The following is a 14452-nucleotide window of genomic DNA, read 5'->3' as shown; positions in this document are numbered from 1 at the left end:
TGGGGGCGGTGCGCTCGCCGTCCTACGCCGGCGCCGGGCGGAGGCAGAACTCGGAGAGCGGCCATGAAAGGCGGGCGGCGGCGGATCCTCGCGGGCGCGGTCGGCGTCGCGATCCTGGTCGGAATCGCGTCGTTCCCACCGGTGGAGTCGACCGAGGCGAGGTTCACCGACAGCGAGTACGGCGCGGGAGCCTTCACCGCGGCGACCCTCCCGACCCCGGTGGTCGCATCCTGCACGGTGACGAGTTTCCTCGGGACCTTCACCGGGTTCACGATCACGTGGACATCGCCCGCCGTGAAGCTCCGACAGCGCTTCTCCATCAACGGCGTCATCGTGGACAACACGAACGTCACGCAGACCGGGACCGGGCCGTACACGTACTCGTCGACGATCAGTTCCGGACTGCTGAACACGCTCCTGGGAAGCCTCCTGGGCTCGACCAACACGGTGAAGGTCGAGACCATCTACCCCGGAACATCGTGGGTCTCGCCGGCGGCGACGCGCTCCCTGTCCGTCGGCGGACTGTTCGGGCTCGGCGGCAACAACACCTGCACCTGAGCCGGACCCTGCTCTCCCGCGCAGGGGTGCGCGAGGGGCCGTCGGCGAGCGTCAGTCGGCGAGGGCCAGCGCGCGGAAGGCGTCTCGTTCGCGCAGCTGCTCGCGGCGGCTCATCGCAGGGTCCGCGGTCCGGCTCGGGACCTGTTGGCCGGTCGTGCGCCGATAGAGCTCGTCGATGAGATCGGTCGCGAGGCCGACGAGCTTGGCGATCTCACGGTCGTCCCGGTCGATCCACACGCACCGGGGCTCGTCGTGGATCGGGGCGAAGTCGACGTGCTCCTCCCACACGAACAGCGTCCGCTCGGCGCCGAGCACGTGCTGCTGCCACCACACCTGGCGCAGGTAGGTGCGTGGGATCCCGCGGAACGCCTTGTTCGTCGTCTTGATCTCGGCGAGCTTCACGCGGCCCTCGGCATCGACCGCGATCCCGTCGGGCGTGGCGAGGTGGCGGTGCTCGACCTCGGCGCGGAAGAGGGCGGAGGAGGGGAGGATGCCGTGGGTCGCGGCGACCCAGGCGGCGATCTCGGGTTCGCGACGGCGACCGTGGTCGGTGTAGGCGTTGCCGCCGAAGCGCGGGCCGCCGCCGAGCTTCGAGTCCGCAGCCCGGGCGATCGACCTCTCGGAGGTGAGTCCGGCCACGTCGGTGGCCGTGATCCCGCGCGAGCGAGCCCGCATCCATGCCACGCGATCGCGAGAGTCCGCGACGATGCGTGCAGCGAGTTCCGGGGTCACCCTTCGACCCTAACCCCGCTCGCCGACCCTTCCTCTCCCACACGCCGTCCTCCCTCCCGCCCCGCCCCGTCCCTCCCCGTCCCTCCCCTCCCTCCCCGCCCGTTTCGGTCGACGCCCCCTCTGCTCGTCCGCGCCCCCGCGTGCTTGCGCGATTCAGCGGGGGTGCGGACGGTCAGCGGGGGTGTGGGGCGGTGGCGACTGTTCCTGCACCGATCGGTCGACGTCGAGACCTGGGATCGGCCCTGTGAGTGACGGTGGCAGGGGGTGTCGGAGGCCTCACGATGACGGGATGCCGAACAGGATCGATGTCACCGACGTCCGCTCGCTCCTCAGGACGCGGGGCGAGTTGCTCGTGAAGGGGCACACGGAACGGGAGATCGGATCGCGTGTCGCTGCGGGTCCCTCCGCCGAGTGCGCCGGGGTCGCTACGTCGAGGCCGACCGATGGGACGGGCTCTGGAACGAGGGGCGTCATCTCGTCGAGGTGGTTGCGACCGCTCTCAACTCCGACGGTCCGGGGCCGGTGTTCTGGGGGCCGTCCGCCGCGGTCCTGCACGGCCTTCCGTTGTACCGGCTGGCACCTCGGAAGGTGCATGTGGTCATCGCCGGGGCCCGGCATGGGAGGACCCGGTCCGGGGTGATGTGGCACGACGTCGAGGTTCCTCCCGCCGAGGTCGTCGACGTCGATGGCATCAGGTGCACGTCGCTCGACCGCACGATCCTCGACCTGGCCTGCCTGACCCGCGAGGAGGTCGGGTTGTCCGCCGCGGATGCCGCACTCCGTCGCGAGGCCGTCTCGGGTCAGGTCCAGGACTCCGGGGCGGTCGAGGGCTGGCGGGCACGGATGATGGTGCGAGCGCTCCGCTCGCACTCGCGGGGCGTGCGCCGGGCGCGACGGGTGATCGAGTTCGCCGACGGACGTGCACAGCTGCCGGGTGAGAGCGTCAGTCGCCTGCAGCTGCACAGGCTCGGCTTCGCGGCGCCCGAACTGCAGGTGCACGTGCGCGGGCCGGGAGGCGAGGACTACTGGGTCGATTTCGGGTTCCGTCGCTCGCACTGTTTCGGCGAGTTCGACGGAGAGGACAAGTACCGCGACGCCATCCTTCGCCGAGGACGGAGCGTCGAGGAGGTCGTGCTCGAGGAGAAGCGCCGGGAAGACGCGATCCGAGGGGTGACCGGATGGCGGATGGTCCGGTGGGGGTCGTCCGACATCGCCTCCCCGGATGCGCTCGGCGCCACGCTCTCCGCGTACGGCATCCGCCCTCCCGGGTAGCCCGCGTCGACGCCCCCGCACGCCGCCGAGACCCCGTCGGGTTCGCGGGGCGCAGGAGGGGCCTCGGCGCTCAGAGGGGGTGTCGGCATTCGGAGGCCGGGGAGGGGAGGGGACGGGACGGGGGTGGATTTGGGGGAGGGGGATGCGTCGGGTACAGTTGTCGTAACCGAAGACCGCTGGTCATCGTCGTGAGCACATGCGCACAACGATCGAAGCTCTGCACAGCAGGGGCCCGCGCAGGACACGAACTTTCCAAAGCTCCGTGCGCTTGCGCCGGAGCTTTTTCTATGCAGGTGGTCCAGGTCGGCGCCCCACCACCGTGCGGCGCCTCGTACACACCAAGGAGTGACCATGGCGCAGAAGGATGCATCGGTCGCCGAGCTCACGAAGTCATTCGAGAACTCGACTGCCGTTCTGCTGACCGAGTACCGCGGTCTGACGGTTGCCCAGCTCAAGGAGCTGCGCAACAGCATCCGTCAGGACGCTGAGTACGCCGTGGTGAAGAACACGCTGACCAAGATCGCCGCCAACAAGGCTGGCATCTCCGCGCTGGACGACGACCTCAAGGGTCCGTCGGCTGTCGCGTTCGTGCACGGTGACTTCGTCGCCACCGCCAAGGCTCTGCGTGACTTCGCCAAGGCCAACCCGCTTCTCGTGATCAAGTCCGGCATCTTCGAGGGCAACGCCCTCACCGCGGACGAGGTCAACAAGTACGCCGCGCTCGAGAGCCGTGAGGTTCTGCTGGCGAAGGCTGCGGGCATGATGAAGGCGACGATGGGCAAGGCTGCCGCCACCATCGACGCTCTTCGCGAAAAGCTGGAGACCGCAGAGGCCGCGTAAGCGACCTGCGATCTCGTCTACAAACCCCATCTATCTAGGAGATACATCATGGCGAAGCTTTCCACCGAGGAACTGCTCGAGCAGTTCGCCGGCCTGACCCTCATCGAGCTCAACGAGTTCGTGAAGGCGTTCGAGGAGAAGTTCGAGGTCACCGCTGCTGCTCCCGTCGCCGTTGCCGGCGCTGCGGGTGGCGCAGGCGCTGCTGAGGCTGAGGAAGAGAAGGACTCCTTCGACGTCATCCTCGAGGCCGCTGGCGACAAGAAGATCCAGGTCATCAAGACCGTCCGCGAGCTCACCTCGCTGGGTCTCGGCGAGGCCAAGGCCGTCGTCGACGGTGCCCCGAAGGCCGTCCTCGAGGGCGCCAACAAGGAGACCGCCGAGAAGGCCAAGGCTGCTCTCGAAGAGGCCGGCGCGACGGTTACCCTCAAGTAATCACGCTTCAGCGTTTTCTGCGAAGGCCCCGGGTTCGCCCGGGGCCTTCGTGCGTTCCGGGACGCGCGCGTGGCCGTCGTCAGCGCGGGGGAGCGGTCGAGTTGCGCACCACGAGGGCGGAAGCGGCAGCCACATGCTCCTGCGGAGCGTCCGGCCGGTCGATCCGCTGCATCAGCAGGCGAACGGCTTCGTGACCCTGTTCCCTCGGGGACTGCCCGATCGTGGTGAGGGCGAACATGTCCGCGTGCTCGTGGTCATCGATGCCCACGACGCTGAGCTCGGTGGGGACGGCGATGCCCAGGCGGCGGGCGGCGATGATCGCCCCGATGGCGGCCTCGTCGCACACGCCCACGATCGCGGTCGGTCGGTTTCGCCGATCGCCGAGCAGCCCCGCCGCCGCGGTGTAGCCGCCGGGCATGGTCGGGGCCGTGCCCGCGACCCGGGCGTGCGAAGCGAGTCCCGCGGCGCTCAGCGCGTCGCGGTAGCCGTCGAGCCGCCGCGTGTCACCGAAGCTCCGTCCCATCGCGTCTGTCGGGCCGCCGACGAAGGCGATCTCAGTGTGGCCGAGCTCGATCAGATGCTCGGTCGCGATGCGTGCGGCCGCCGCATCATCGATCGAGACCGCGCTCGAGCCCTCGCCGTAGGGCCCGACGCTCACCAGCGGCCTTCCCGTGCGCTGCAGGCGCTCGAGCTCATGCGCGCTCGGCTGGATGCCGACGGCGATGATCCCGTCGAAACGACGGCCGGGCAGCACGTTCTCGAACAGCCGTTCCCTGGTCTGCGACCCCTCGGGCACACCGTAGAGGGAGAGGTCGTAGTCGAGGGCGAACAGCGACTCCTGGATCCCGGCGAGGAGTTCGGCGAAGAACCAGCGGTCGACGGGCGGCATGACGATCCCGACCGTCTGCGTCCGCCCCGTCGCGAGACTCGTCGCGGAGGAGTGCGCGACGTAGGCGAGTTCGCGGGCGGCGACCTCAACGCGCGTCCGCGTCTCGTCCGAGACATAGCCCCGTCCGCTCAGGGCGCGGCTCGCCGTGGCCTTCGACACCCCGGCACGCGACGCGACATCCGCGATCGTGCTCATCGGTCCTCCTCGACCTGATCACGCGGTTTCGTGGGCGGCGGCGTAGCGCGCGCCGGGTGTCAGCGTAGCCCGTGGGCAGGGAAAAAGGAACCGGTTCCAGGCCTGAGGTGAGGGAGCGCTCCCAAGCCCGGAGGTTCCGCGCGCCGAATGGTTGCGAGCTTGTGACCCTTGCGTGTTGTGCGGGGGCGCACAGGGACAGTAGGTTGGCCTGGAATCGGTTCCCTAACGATGCCGCGGGGTGGCGTCGCACCAGGAGGGAACCTGTACTCGAAGAGGAGAATTCACATGGCTCTGTCACAGCGTTCCCGGCGTTACGCGCCGATCGCCCTGCTGGGGGTCGCGGGCATCGCGCTCGCAGGCTGCGGGGCTCCCGGCGGTGCGCCGGGCACAGACGGTGGTGATGGTGGCGACGCCACTGTCACGATCTACGGCACGATCGTCGACTCGGAGGCGGAGCTCCTCCAGGAGTCCTGGAAGGACTGGGCCGACGAGAACGGCATCACCATCAAGTACGAGGGCAGCCAGGACTTCGAGACGCAGCTCGGTACCCGCGCACAGGGCGGGAACCCGCCGGACATCGCGATCTTCCCGCAGCCCGGTCTGTTCGCCGACTTCGCCAAGCGCGACTTCCTCAAGCCTGCTCCCGAAGAGGTCGAGAAGAACGCCAACGAGTACTGGACCGAGGACTGGGTGAACTACGGCACCGTCGACGGCACCTTCTACGGGGCGCCGCTGATGGCCAACGTCAAGGGCTGGATCTGGTACTCGCCGGCGAAGTTCGCGGAGTGGGGCGTCGAGGTTCCGAAGACGCTCGACGAGATGTCCGCGCTGACCGAGACGATCCAGACGGCGACCGGCACTCCCGCGTGGTGCGCCGGTTTCGAGTCCGGAACGGCGACCGGCTGGCCGGGAACGGACTGGGTCGAGGACTACGTGCTGCGTCAGTCCGGCCCGGACGTCTACGACCAGTGGGTCACCAACGACGTCAAGTTCACCGACCCGCAGATCAAGTCGGCGTTCGACTCGGTCGGCGAGATCCTGCTGAACCCGGCGAACGTGAACGCCGGTTTCGGTGACGTGCGCTCGATCAACTCGACCGCATTCGGTGACGTCGCTCCCGCCCTCGCCGAGGGCACGTGCGCACTGACCCACCAGGCGTCCTTCCTCTCCGGCTTCTTCCCGGAGGGCACGGAGATCGCTGAGGACGGCGACATCTGGGCGTTCATGCTCCCGGGTGAGTCCGAGGGTGACACGGCCGTGACCGGTGCCGGTGAGATCGTCGGCGGGTTCAGCGACTCCGAGGCGACCCAGAAGGTGCTCGCGTACCTGTCCAGCCCCGAGTGGGCGAACAGCCGCGTCAGCCTCGGTGGCGTCACGTCCGCCAACAACGGACTCGACCCTGCGAACGCGAAGGACCCGATCCTCCAGGAGACCATCAAGATCCTGCAGGACCCGGACACGACCTTCCGCTTCGACGCGTCCGACCTGATGCCTGGTGCCGTCGGCGCCGGGACCTTCTGGAAGGGTATGGTCGCGTGGGTCAACGGCACCTCGACCGATGAGGTGCTCACGCAGATCGAGACCGGCTGGCCGAGCAGCTGATCCGGGGGAGGGGTCGTCCCGCACGGGGCGGCCCCTCAGCCCCCGCGGCGCGCACACCGACGTGCGCGCCGGTGATCCGGTCCGCGTGATGAAGGGGAATCCGTGAACGCGACTAATTTCTTCCGTTGGATCGGCTCGCTCCCGCCGGTCCTGCAGGCCGTCGCCGTGGTCATCGCTTTCGCGGTGGTCGTGGCGATCATCCTGCTCCTGGTGGACATCGCTCCGCGCAGGGGAAAGCTCTACACCTTCGTCCGATTGGCGATGTGCCTGCTCATCCCCCTCGTGGTGATGTTCTTCTTCAACTCCTATTACTGGGCGATGGGAGTGGCCGTCGCCGTCGGCGCTCTGTTCTTCTGGCTCGACTATCGCTCCCGCGATGGCGCGGGGTATCTGATCCAGCTCGTGGCCTTCATGGCTCCGGCGCTGCTGCTGCTGCTCGTCGGCCTCGTCCTGCCGTCGATCCAGACGATGTTCTCGTCGTTCATGAACTCCTCGGGCAACGAGTTCGTCGGTCTGAACAACTACCTGTGGATCTTCACGCAGTCCGACGGCATCACGGCCGTGATCAACACGATCGTCTGGGTGCTCCTGGTGCCGACGGTCTCCACGATCGTCGGCCTCGCCTACGCAGTGTTCATCGACCGCACCCGCGGCGAGAAGATCTACAAGGTCCTGGTCTTCATGCCGATGGCGATCTCCTTCGTCGGGGCGAGCATCATCTGGCGATTCATCTACGAGTACCGCGGGCCGCAGTACGAGCAGATCGGTCTCCTCAACCAGATCCTCGTGTGGCTCGGGGGCACGCCGCAGCAATGGCTGCTCAATGAGCCGTGGAACAACCTGTTCCTGATCGTCGTGCTCATCTGGGTGCAGACCGGTTTCGCGATGGTCGTGCTGTCGGCATCGATCAAGGGAGTGCCGGCGGAACTGCTGGAGGCGGCGGAGCTGGACGGCGCGAACGCCTGGCAGCGGTTCGTGTCGGTGACCGTCCCCGCGATCCGCCCCGCGCTCATCGTGGTCCTCACGACCATCTCGATCGCATCGCTGAAGGTGTTCGACATCGTGCGGACGATGACCGCCGGCAACTACGGCACCTCGACTCTCGCGAACGAGATGTACACGCAGTTCTCGAAGTTCGAGGCGGGGCGCAGTGCCGCGCTCTCCGTCATCCTGTTCATCCTGGTGCTGCCGATCGTGATCTACAACGCACGCCAGATCAAGAAGCAGCGGGAGATCCGATGACCGACACCGTGAAGTCAGACGCCGCCCTCAGCACGCGCGCGATCACCACCGGCGGCGGGTTCGAGGGCGCCGCAGGCCGCACTCGCAAGAAGCTGTCCCGGCCATGGGCATCGGTGGCATCCATCGTCATCGCGTTCATGTGGACGATCCCGACGCTCGGACTGTTCATCTCGTCGTTCCGGCCGCGGGACCAGATCCAGACCACGGGATGGTGGACGTTCTTCGCCGATCCGCAGGTGACGATCGAGAACTACGTCGACGTGCTGCAGTCCGGCACGACGCAGCTCACGATCCTGGAGTCGTTCGTCAACTCGATCGCGATCACGATCCCGGCGACGATCGTGCCGCTGATGATCGCTTCCATGGCGGCCTACGCGTTCGCCTGGATCGACTTCAAGGGCCGCAACGCGCTGTTCATCTTCGTGTTCGCACTGCAGATCGTGCCGATCCAGATGGCCCTGGTGCCGTTGCTGAGTTCGTTCTCCCGCGGGCTCAACCTCTTCGGGCTGCAGGTCACACTGCCGCTCGATGCGTCCCAGGGCTACGCGCAGGTGTGGATCGCGCACTCGATGTTCGCGCTTCCGCTGGCGATCTACCTGCTGCACAACTTCATGTCGGAGATCCCCGGCGAGATCATCGAGGCCGCACGCGTCGACGGTGCATCCCGCGGGCAGATCTTCTTCCGTGTGGTGCTTCCGCTGACGATGCCGGCGATCGCCTCGGTCGCGATCTTCCAGTTCCTCTGGGTCTGGAACGACCTGCTCGTGGCGCTGGTGTTCGCCGACGGAGCCGCGGCGCCGATCACGAAGCTGTTGGCCGAGATCACGGGCACGCGAGGAAACGACTGGTACCTGCTCACGGCAGGCGCCTTCGTCTCGATCATCGTGCCGCTGATCGTGTTCTTCGCCCTCCAGCGCTACTTCGTCCGCGGCCTGCTGGCCGGATCGACGAAGGGCTGACACACTTCGGAAGACAGAGGGGCCTTTCGTGAGAACGGATGCCGCGGTCGGGAGAAACACAACCCCGCCCGCGGCATCCGCGCGTCTACCCTGAAGGCATGAAGTACGCAGACTCCATCGTCGACCTCGTCGGCGACACGCCCCTCGTGAAGCTCCGTCACGTCACCGAGGGCGTCGCGTGCACGGTCCTCGTGAAGCTCGAGTACCTGAACCCGGGTGGCTCGTCGAAGGATCGGATCGCCGCGCGGATCATCGACGCCGCCGAAGCCGCCGGCGACCTGAAGCCGGGCGGGACGATCGTCGAACCGACCAGCGGCAACACCGGTGTGGGTCTGGCGCTCGTGGCCCAGCAGCGCGGCTATAAGTGCGTGTTCGTGCTGCCCGACAAGGTGGGCGAGGACAAGATCGACGTGCTGCGCGCGTACGGGGCGGAGGTCGTGGTGACGCCGACCTCGGTCGCGCCCGACAGCCCGGAGTCGTATTACAGCGTGAGCGATCGGCTGGCGCGGGAGATCCCCGGCGCGTTCAAACCGAACCAGTACGAGAACCCGAACGGCCCGCGCAGCCACTACGAGACCACGGGTCCGGAGATCTGGCGCGACACCGACGGCGGGGTCACGCACTTCGTCGCCGGGGTCGGCACGGGCGGCACGATCACGGGCACCGGTCGCTACCTGCGGGAGATCTCGGAAGGCCGGGTGCGGATCGTCGGTGTCGACCCGGAGGGCAGCGTGTACAGCGGGGGTACCGGACGGCCGTACCTCGTCGAGGGCGTGGGGGAGGACATCTGGCCGGGCGCCTACGACCCCACCGTGCCGCACGAGATCGTCGCGGTGGGCGACGCCGACGCCTTCGCGATGACGCGGCGCCTCGCCCGCGAGGAGGGCATCCTCGTCGGCGGATCCAGCGGGATGGCGGTGGTCGGTGCGCTGCGCGTCGCACGGGACCTCCCGGCGGATGCCGTCATGGTCGTGCTGCTGCCCGACGGAGGCCGCGGCTACCTGGGCAAGATCTTCAACGACGGATGGATGCGCTCCTACGGGTTCAGTGATGTGGAGGACGGGGAAACCGTCGCCGACGTGCTCGCGGCACGTCCGCACAGACAGGGAGCGGCGATTCCGGACCTCGTGCACGCCCACCCGACCGACACCGTGCTCGAAGCGATCGGCATGATGACCGAGTACGACGTCTCGCAGTTGGTCGTGCTCAGCGCCGAGCCGCCCGTCATGATGGGCGAGGTGCTCGGCGCGGTCGACGAGAAGGGGCTGCTCGACCTGCTGTTCCGCGGCGAGGCGAACGCGACCGACGCCGTGGGGGAGCACGTGGGGGAGCGGCTTCCGCTCGTCGGCATCCACGCCTCGGTCGCACAGGCGCGGGCCGCGCTCGCCGAGGCCGACGCGCTGCTGGTGACGGAGGACGGCAAGCCGCACACGGTGCTGACCCGCCAGGACCTGCTCGCGTACCTGTCCCGTTGACGTCTTCCGAGGAGCGGCGACCCGTGGCGTAACGGGACGTCCGCGGCTCCGGGCGCGGACGTAGGCTGAGGTCATGTCCGACCACGCCTTCGCCACCCGCGCCATCCACGCAGGACAAGCTGCCGACCCGACGACGGGGGCGATCATCCCGCCGATCTACCAGTCCTCCACGCACGTGCAGGACGGTATCGGCGGCTTCCGCGAGGGTTACGAGTACAACCGTGCGGGCAACCCCACGCGTTCCTCCCTGGAGACCCAGCTCGCGGCTCTCGAAGGCGGAGTGAGCGCGCTCTCCTTCGCCTCGGGGCTCGCGGCGGAGGACGCGCTGCTGCGGGGAATCCTGAAGCCGGGGGATCACGTCCTGCTCGGGAACGACGTGTACGGCGGCACCTACCGTCTGCTCACCCGGGTGCTGGCTCCCTGGGGTGTGGAGACGACGACGGTCGAGCTCTCGGACGTGGACCTGCTCCGTGCCGCGATCCGTCCGGAGACGAAGATCGTGTGGCTGGAGACGCCGAGCAACCCTCTGCTGAAGATCGTCGACATCGCCGTGATCACCGAGCTCGCGCATGCGGCCGGTGCGATCGTGGTCGTGGACAACACCTTCGCCTCTCCTGCGCTGCAGCAGCCCCTCGCGCTCGGTGCCGATCTGGTCGTGCACTCCACGACGAAGTACCTGGGCGGGCACTCCGACGTGCTCGGCGGTGCGGTCGTGTTCGGCGATGACCGCTACGTCGAGCAGGTCAAGTTCCAGCAGTTCGCCGTCGGTGCGGTGTCCGCTCCGATGGATGCGTGGCTGACGACCCGCGGCATCAAGACACTCGCGCTGCGCATGCGGCAGCATTCCGAGAACGCGCAGGCGATCGCGGAGTGGGCGGCGGCGAAGCCGGAGTTCTCGCAGGTGTACTTCCCGGGACTCGCCTCGCACCCCGGGCATGAGATCGCCGCCGCGCAGATGAGCGGTTTCGGCGGCATGCTGTCGCTCGGCCTCGCAGCCGGCGCCGACGCTGCCCGTGCCTTCGCCGAGAGCACCTCGGTGTTCCAGCTCGCCGAGTCGCTCGGCGGCGTGGAGTCGCTCATCGGCTATCCGTCGGACATGACGCATGCGTCGGTGCGCGGAACGGAGCTCGCCGTCCCGGAGAACGTCGTGCGGCTCTCCGTCGGCATCGAAGACCTCGGAGATCTGATCGCCGACCTGGACGAGGCGCTGGCGCGCGTGAGGCGCGTGCGGGAGCAATAACGTGCCTGCGGGGTCGTCGCGAGGGACGTATTTGATCCCGCGACGGGGGAGACGGACGCGCTAGCATGGGGGCTTCCCCTTGGCGAAACGATTCGACAAGGCCACCCCCTCGAACGCTGGAAGGACGTCGTGTCCGACGCGCCCCGCACTGACTCCATCCCCGTCGCACCGTCGGAGCAGCAGACCGAAGAGACTCCGCAGCCCGCGCGCACCGCGACCGGGAGCATCCGCACCTCCACGGCGACCGGGGCGATCCGCACCCTCGGCGCGAATCCCGCGACGGCACCGATCATGCTGCACCCGGGAGATGCGATCTCCCTCGGCAGGCGGACGCTCTACATCGTCCTGCTCGGAGCTCTGACCGCGCTCGGTCCGTTCACGATCGACCTCTATCTCCCGGCCTTCCCGGTGCTGGAGGAAGACTTCCAGACCACGGCTGCCGCGATCCAGCTGACCCTGACCGGAACGATGATCGGCTTCGCCCTGGGTCAGCTCGTCGTCGGGCCCCTCAGCGACAAGGTCGGGCGCCGGGTGCCGCTGATCGTGGTCACCGCCCTGCACGTCCTCGCGAGCGTGGGGGCGGCCCTCGCGCCGGACCTCGGCCTGCTCAGCGCGGCTCGGGTGCTGATGGGGGTGGGAGCGGCCGCCGGTGGAGTGGTGGCCATGGCGATCGTGCGCGACCTGTTCGGTGGGCGGCGACTGGTCATCATGCTCTCGCGTCTCGCGCTGGTGTCGGGCGTCGCACCGGTCATCGCGCCGTTGATCGGCTCCTGGTTGCTGACCCTGATGCCCTGGCGGGGGATCTTCGGCGTGCTCGCGGCCTACGGCGTCGTGATGCTGCTGTCCACGCTCCTGTTCATCCCGGAGACGCTTCCGGTCGCGCGTCGCCAGGGCGGCGGCGCCACGATGGCGCAGCGCTACCGCTCGGTGCTCTCTGATCGCGTCTTCCTCGGCGTGCTCGTGATCGGCGGCATGACCTTCTCCGGATTGTTCTCGTACCTCTCGGCGTCGCCGTTCCTCTTCCAGGTGACCCACGGGCTGGACGCCCAGCAGTACGGTCTGCTGTTCGCCGTGAACTCGCTCGGTGTCGTCGCCGGGGTGCAGACGGCCTCACGGCTCGCCGCCCGCTTCGGACCGCAGTGGGTCATGGCCTACTCGACCGCTGTGCTGCTCCTGGCGGGTGTCGCGATCATCGTCACCGACCAGCTCGGACTCGGGCTGTGGGGCACGGTGATCCCGTTGTTCGTCTTCATGACGGCGTGCGGCTTCACGTTCCCCAACGTGCAGGTGCTGGCGCTCGATCGGCACGGCAAGGCTGCGGGGACGGCGGCATCCATCATCGGGGCGACGAACTTCGGCGTGGCGGGGCTCATCTCGCCGCTCGCAGGCTGGCTCTCGCACGACGCCGGGATCACGGCGACGACCATGGCCTCCGTGATGGTCGGTTGTGCCGCGATCGGCGTGCTGTCGCTGTGGTTCGTCGTGCGTCCGCGCACCGTGGGGATGCTCACTCCCTGAGTGCCCAGGCATCGTCCGACAGAATAGGACGATGGACAGGCGGATGCTGCTGTGGTGGGGAGTGGGCCTCCTCACGCTCGCAACGGCGCTCGGTGCGCTGGTCGTGTTCGCGTATCCGGAGACGCCGGGGTTCGACCGGTGGTGGAACGAGATGATCGCCGCAGCCCGTGCCGACGGCATGGTCGACTTCGCCCTCGTCCTGAACTGGATCGGCGGCGGCTGGGTGGCGATCTTCGCGGTGCCGCTGCTGACCATCATTGCTCTCGTGCTCGCTCGCCGATGGCGGGCTGCGGCGTTCGCCGCCCTCTGCTTCGCCGCGAGTGCCGGTGCGGTGCAACTGCTCAAGCTGCTCTTCGGGCGGGCCCGCCCAGACGACATGCTGGTGGCGAGCGACTACGGCTCCTTCCCCTCGGGCCACACGGCGAACGCCGCGACGATCGCGCTCGTGGTCTGGGTGCTGTTCCCGCGGGTCTGGACGGCGATTCTCGGCGTGCTGTGGGTGCTCGCGATGGCACTCTCGCGCACCTTCCTGTCGGTGCACTGGGCCAGCGACACGCTCGGCGGCGCGCTCGTCGGCGCCGGGGTGGTCCTGGTCCTGGCCGCGTGGCTGCTCCCGTGGGTGCGCCAACCGAGGTCCGAGGTCGCGGCGCCGATAGGCTGAACGGGCCCGTCGTCCAGAGGAGTCCTTCGTGTCGCGCATCCGTCCCTACCGCCCCACCGACCGCGCCGCGCTGTACGAGATCTGCGTGAAGACGGCTGACGCCGGCGTCGATGCGACCGGGGTGCTCTCCGACGATGCGCTCTGGGGAGACCTGTTCGCGGTCCCCTACGCCGAGCGGCATCCGGACCTCTCCTGGGTGGTCGAGAGCGACGACGGGCGCACGATCGGCTACATCGTGGCGACCGACGACACCGACGCCTTCTACACCTGGTTCCGCGAGGAGTGGTGGCCGACGCGTCAGGAGCGGTACCCCCGGCCGGCCGAGGTGGTCACCCGCGAGGATCGGATGGTCGACTACGGCTACAGTCGCGCGCCCGGCATCGAGCCGAATGCCGCAGACCACCCGGCCCACCTGCACATCGACCTTCTTCCGGAGACGCAGGGACAAGGGCTCGGCCGTGCCCTCATCGAGACCCTGTTCGCCGAGCTGACGCGTCGGGGCATCCGGGGCTTGCATCTGGGCATCGACCCGAACAACGCGGGGGCCGCCGCGTTCTACGAACGCCTCGGAATGACGCGACTCCCGGCGGAACCGGGCGGACAGACCTACGGCGTGCGCTTCGACGCCTGAACACCGCATCCCGCGGTGACGGCGGGACACCGGTGCTCACTGCGCTCGCTCCTCCCCGAATCCCCGGTGCCGGTTAAACATGAAAGAGCCCCCGCTGGCGCGGAGGCTCTTTCATGTTTGGCGGTGACGGCGGGATTCGAACCCGCGGTTGCTTGCACAACACACGCTTTCCAAGCGTGCTCCTTCGGCCGCTCGGACACGTCACC

Annotated in this window: 14 protein-coding genes and 1 tRNA gene; 12 read left to right on the top strand and 3 right to left on the bottom strand. The window is 68.4% G+C overall.

Translation table 11 applies throughout. The features are described from left to right. Positions 1 to 63 precede the first annotated feature (63 nt). Positions 64 to 558 carry a hypothetical protein gene (locus FGL91_RS00400; RefSeq protein ID WP_153242757.1) on the top strand — a complete coding sequence of 165 codons (495 nt, stop codon included), beginning with the start codon at positions 64 to 66 and terminating at the stop codon, positions 556 to 558. Positions 559 to 609: 51 nt separating this feature from the next. Here FGL91_RS00400 and FGL91_RS00395 read toward each other — a convergent pair whose 3' ends face one another. Beyond that, complete coding sequence (locus FGL91_RS00395; protein ID WP_047522864.1) at positions 610 to 1290, bottom strand: YqaJ viral recombinase family protein; 681 nt, start codon at positions 1288 to 1290, stop codon at positions 610 to 612. 411 nt (positions 1291 to 1701) lie between these two features. Here FGL91_RS00395 and FGL91_RS00390 point away from each other — a divergent pair, with 411 nt between their 5' ends. From FGL91_RS00390 to rplL, 3 genes are all read left to right on the top strand, one after another. Then, a complete protein-coding gene (locus FGL91_RS00390) occupies positions 1702 to 2562 on the top strand; it encodes a hypothetical protein (protein WP_153242755.1) in 861 nt (286 codons plus the stop codon). A gap of 351 nt (positions 2563 to 2913) precedes the next feature. Next, positions 2914 to 3402 (top strand): 50S ribosomal protein L10, encoded by a 489-nt coding sequence (gene rplJ / locus FGL91_RS00385; RefSeq protein WP_017829129.1) that lies wholly within the window; start codon positions 2914 to 2916, stop codon positions 3400 to 3402. 48 nt (positions 3403 to 3450) lie between these two features. Then, positions 3451 to 3834 carry a 50S ribosomal protein L7/L12 gene (rplL, locus tag FGL91_RS00380; protein ID WP_017829128.1) on the top strand — a complete coding sequence of 128 codons (384 nt, stop codon included), beginning with the start codon at positions 3451 to 3453 and terminating at the stop codon, positions 3832 to 3834. A gap of 79 nt (positions 3835 to 3913) precedes the next feature. Here the strand turns inward: rplL and FGL91_RS00375 are convergent, their stop codons facing one another. Next, complete coding sequence (locus tag FGL91_RS00375) at positions 3914 to 4918, bottom strand: LacI family DNA-binding transcriptional regulator (protein WP_153242753.1); 1005 nt, start codon at positions 4916 to 4918, stop codon at positions 3914 to 3916. Between the two features lie 285 nt (positions 4919 to 5203). Here FGL91_RS00375 and FGL91_RS00370 point away from each other — a divergent pair, with 285 nt between their 5' ends. The 8 genes from FGL91_RS00370 to FGL91_RS00335 all read left to right on the top strand — a co-directional run bounded on the left by FGL91_RS00370 (position 5204) and on the right by FGL91_RS00335 (position 14246). Beyond that, complete coding sequence (locus FGL91_RS00370; RefSeq protein WP_047522129.1) at positions 5204 to 6520, top strand: ABC transporter substrate-binding protein; 1317 nt, start codon at positions 5204 to 5206, stop codon at positions 6518 to 6520. Between the two features lie 102 nt (positions 6521 to 6622). Then, a complete protein-coding gene (locus FGL91_RS00365; RefSeq protein WP_131491375.1) occupies positions 6623 to 7762 on the top strand; it encodes a carbohydrate ABC transporter permease in 1140 nt (379 codons plus the stop codon). Next, positions 7759 to 8721 carry a carbohydrate ABC transporter permease gene (locus tag FGL91_RS00360; RefSeq protein ID WP_047522133.1) on the top strand — a complete coding sequence of 321 codons (963 nt, stop codon included), beginning with the start codon at positions 7759 to 7761 and terminating at the stop codon, positions 8719 to 8721. Before FGL91_RS00365 ends, FGL91_RS00360 begins: the two co-directional genes overlap by 4 nt. 98 nt (positions 8722 to 8819) lie before the next feature. Continuing rightward, positions 8820 to 10196: a cystathionine beta-synthase gene (locus FGL91_RS00355; RefSeq protein ID WP_153242751.1), complete on the top strand. Its 1377-nt coding sequence runs from the start codon at positions 8820 to 8822 to the stop codon at positions 10194 to 10196. 73 nt (positions 10197 to 10269) lie between these two features. Then, positions 10270 to 11436, top strand: a complete 1167-nt coding sequence (locus tag FGL91_RS00350; RefSeq protein WP_153242749.1) for a cystathionine gamma-synthase — start codon at positions 10270 to 10272, stop codon at positions 11434 to 11436. A 129-nt stretch (positions 11437 to 11565) separates the two neighbouring features. Next, entirely contained in the window at positions 11566 to 12954 is a 1389-nt protein-coding gene (locus tag FGL91_RS00345) for a multidrug effflux MFS transporter (protein WP_194239283.1), read from the top strand. Between the two features lie 31 nt (positions 12955 to 12985). Further along, positions 12986 to 13615 (top strand): phosphatase PAP2 family protein, encoded by a 630-nt coding sequence (locus tag FGL91_RS00340; protein WP_227991770.1) that lies wholly within the window; start codon positions 12986 to 12988, stop codon positions 13613 to 13615. A gap of 28 nt (positions 13616 to 13643) precedes the next feature. Further along, on the top strand, positions 13644 to 14246 hold the full coding sequence (locus FGL91_RS00335; RefSeq protein WP_131491378.1) for a GNAT family N-acetyltransferase: 603 nt from the start codon (positions 13644 to 13646) through the stop codon (positions 14244 to 14246). 118 nt (positions 14247 to 14364) lie between these two features. On the opposite strand, the gene FGL91_RS00330 is transcribed toward FGL91_RS00335, so the two are convergent. Further along, a tRNA-Ser gene (locus tag FGL91_RS00330) sits at positions 14365 to 14452 on the bottom strand.

The sequence above is a fragment of the Microbacterium sp. CBA3102 genome (assembly GCF_007954505.1).
In the GTDB taxonomy this organism is placed as follows: domain Bacteria; phylum Actinomycetota; class Actinomycetes; order Actinomycetales; family Microbacteriaceae; genus Microbacterium; species Microbacterium aurugineum.
This window is presented reverse-complemented; position numbering and strand designations above follow the sequence as displayed.

Bases quoted from the DNA above. Each gene is read 5' to 3' on its own strand.
- rplL (WP_017829128.1), top strand. From the start codon at position 3,451: ATGGCGAAGCTTTCCACCGAGGAACTGCTCGAGCAGTTCGCCGGCCTG.
- FGL91_RS00360 (WP_047522133.1), top strand. From the start codon at position 7,759: ATGACCGACACCGTGAAGTCAGACGCCGCCCTCAGCACGCGCGCGATC.
- FGL91_RS00350 (WP_153242749.1), top strand. From the start codon at position 10,270: ATGTCCGACCACGCCTTCGCCACCCGCGCCATCCACGCAGGACAAGCT.
- FGL91_RS00355 (WP_153242751.1), top strand. From the start codon at position 8,820: ATGAAGTACGCAGACTCCATCGTCGACCTCGTCGGCGACACGCCCCTC.
- rplJ (WP_017829129.1), top strand. From the start codon at position 2,914: ATGGCGCAGAAGGATGCATCGGTCGCCGAGCTCACGAAGTCATTCGAG.
- FGL91_RS00375 (WP_153242753.1), bottom strand. From the start codon at position 4,918: ATGAGCACGATCGCGGATGTCGCGTCGCGTGCCGGGGTGTCGAAGGCC.
- FGL91_RS00340 (WP_227991770.1), top strand. From the start codon at position 12,986: ATGGACAGGCGGATGCTGCTGTGGTGGGGAGTGGGCCTCCTCACGCTC.
- FGL91_RS00370 (WP_047522129.1), top strand. From the start codon at position 5,204: ATGGCTCTGTCACAGCGTTCCCGGCGTTACGCGCCGATCGCCCTGCTG.
- FGL91_RS00400 (WP_153242757.1), top strand. From the start codon at position 64: ATGAAAGGCGGGCGGCGGCGGATCCTCGCGGGCGCGGTCGGCGTCGCG.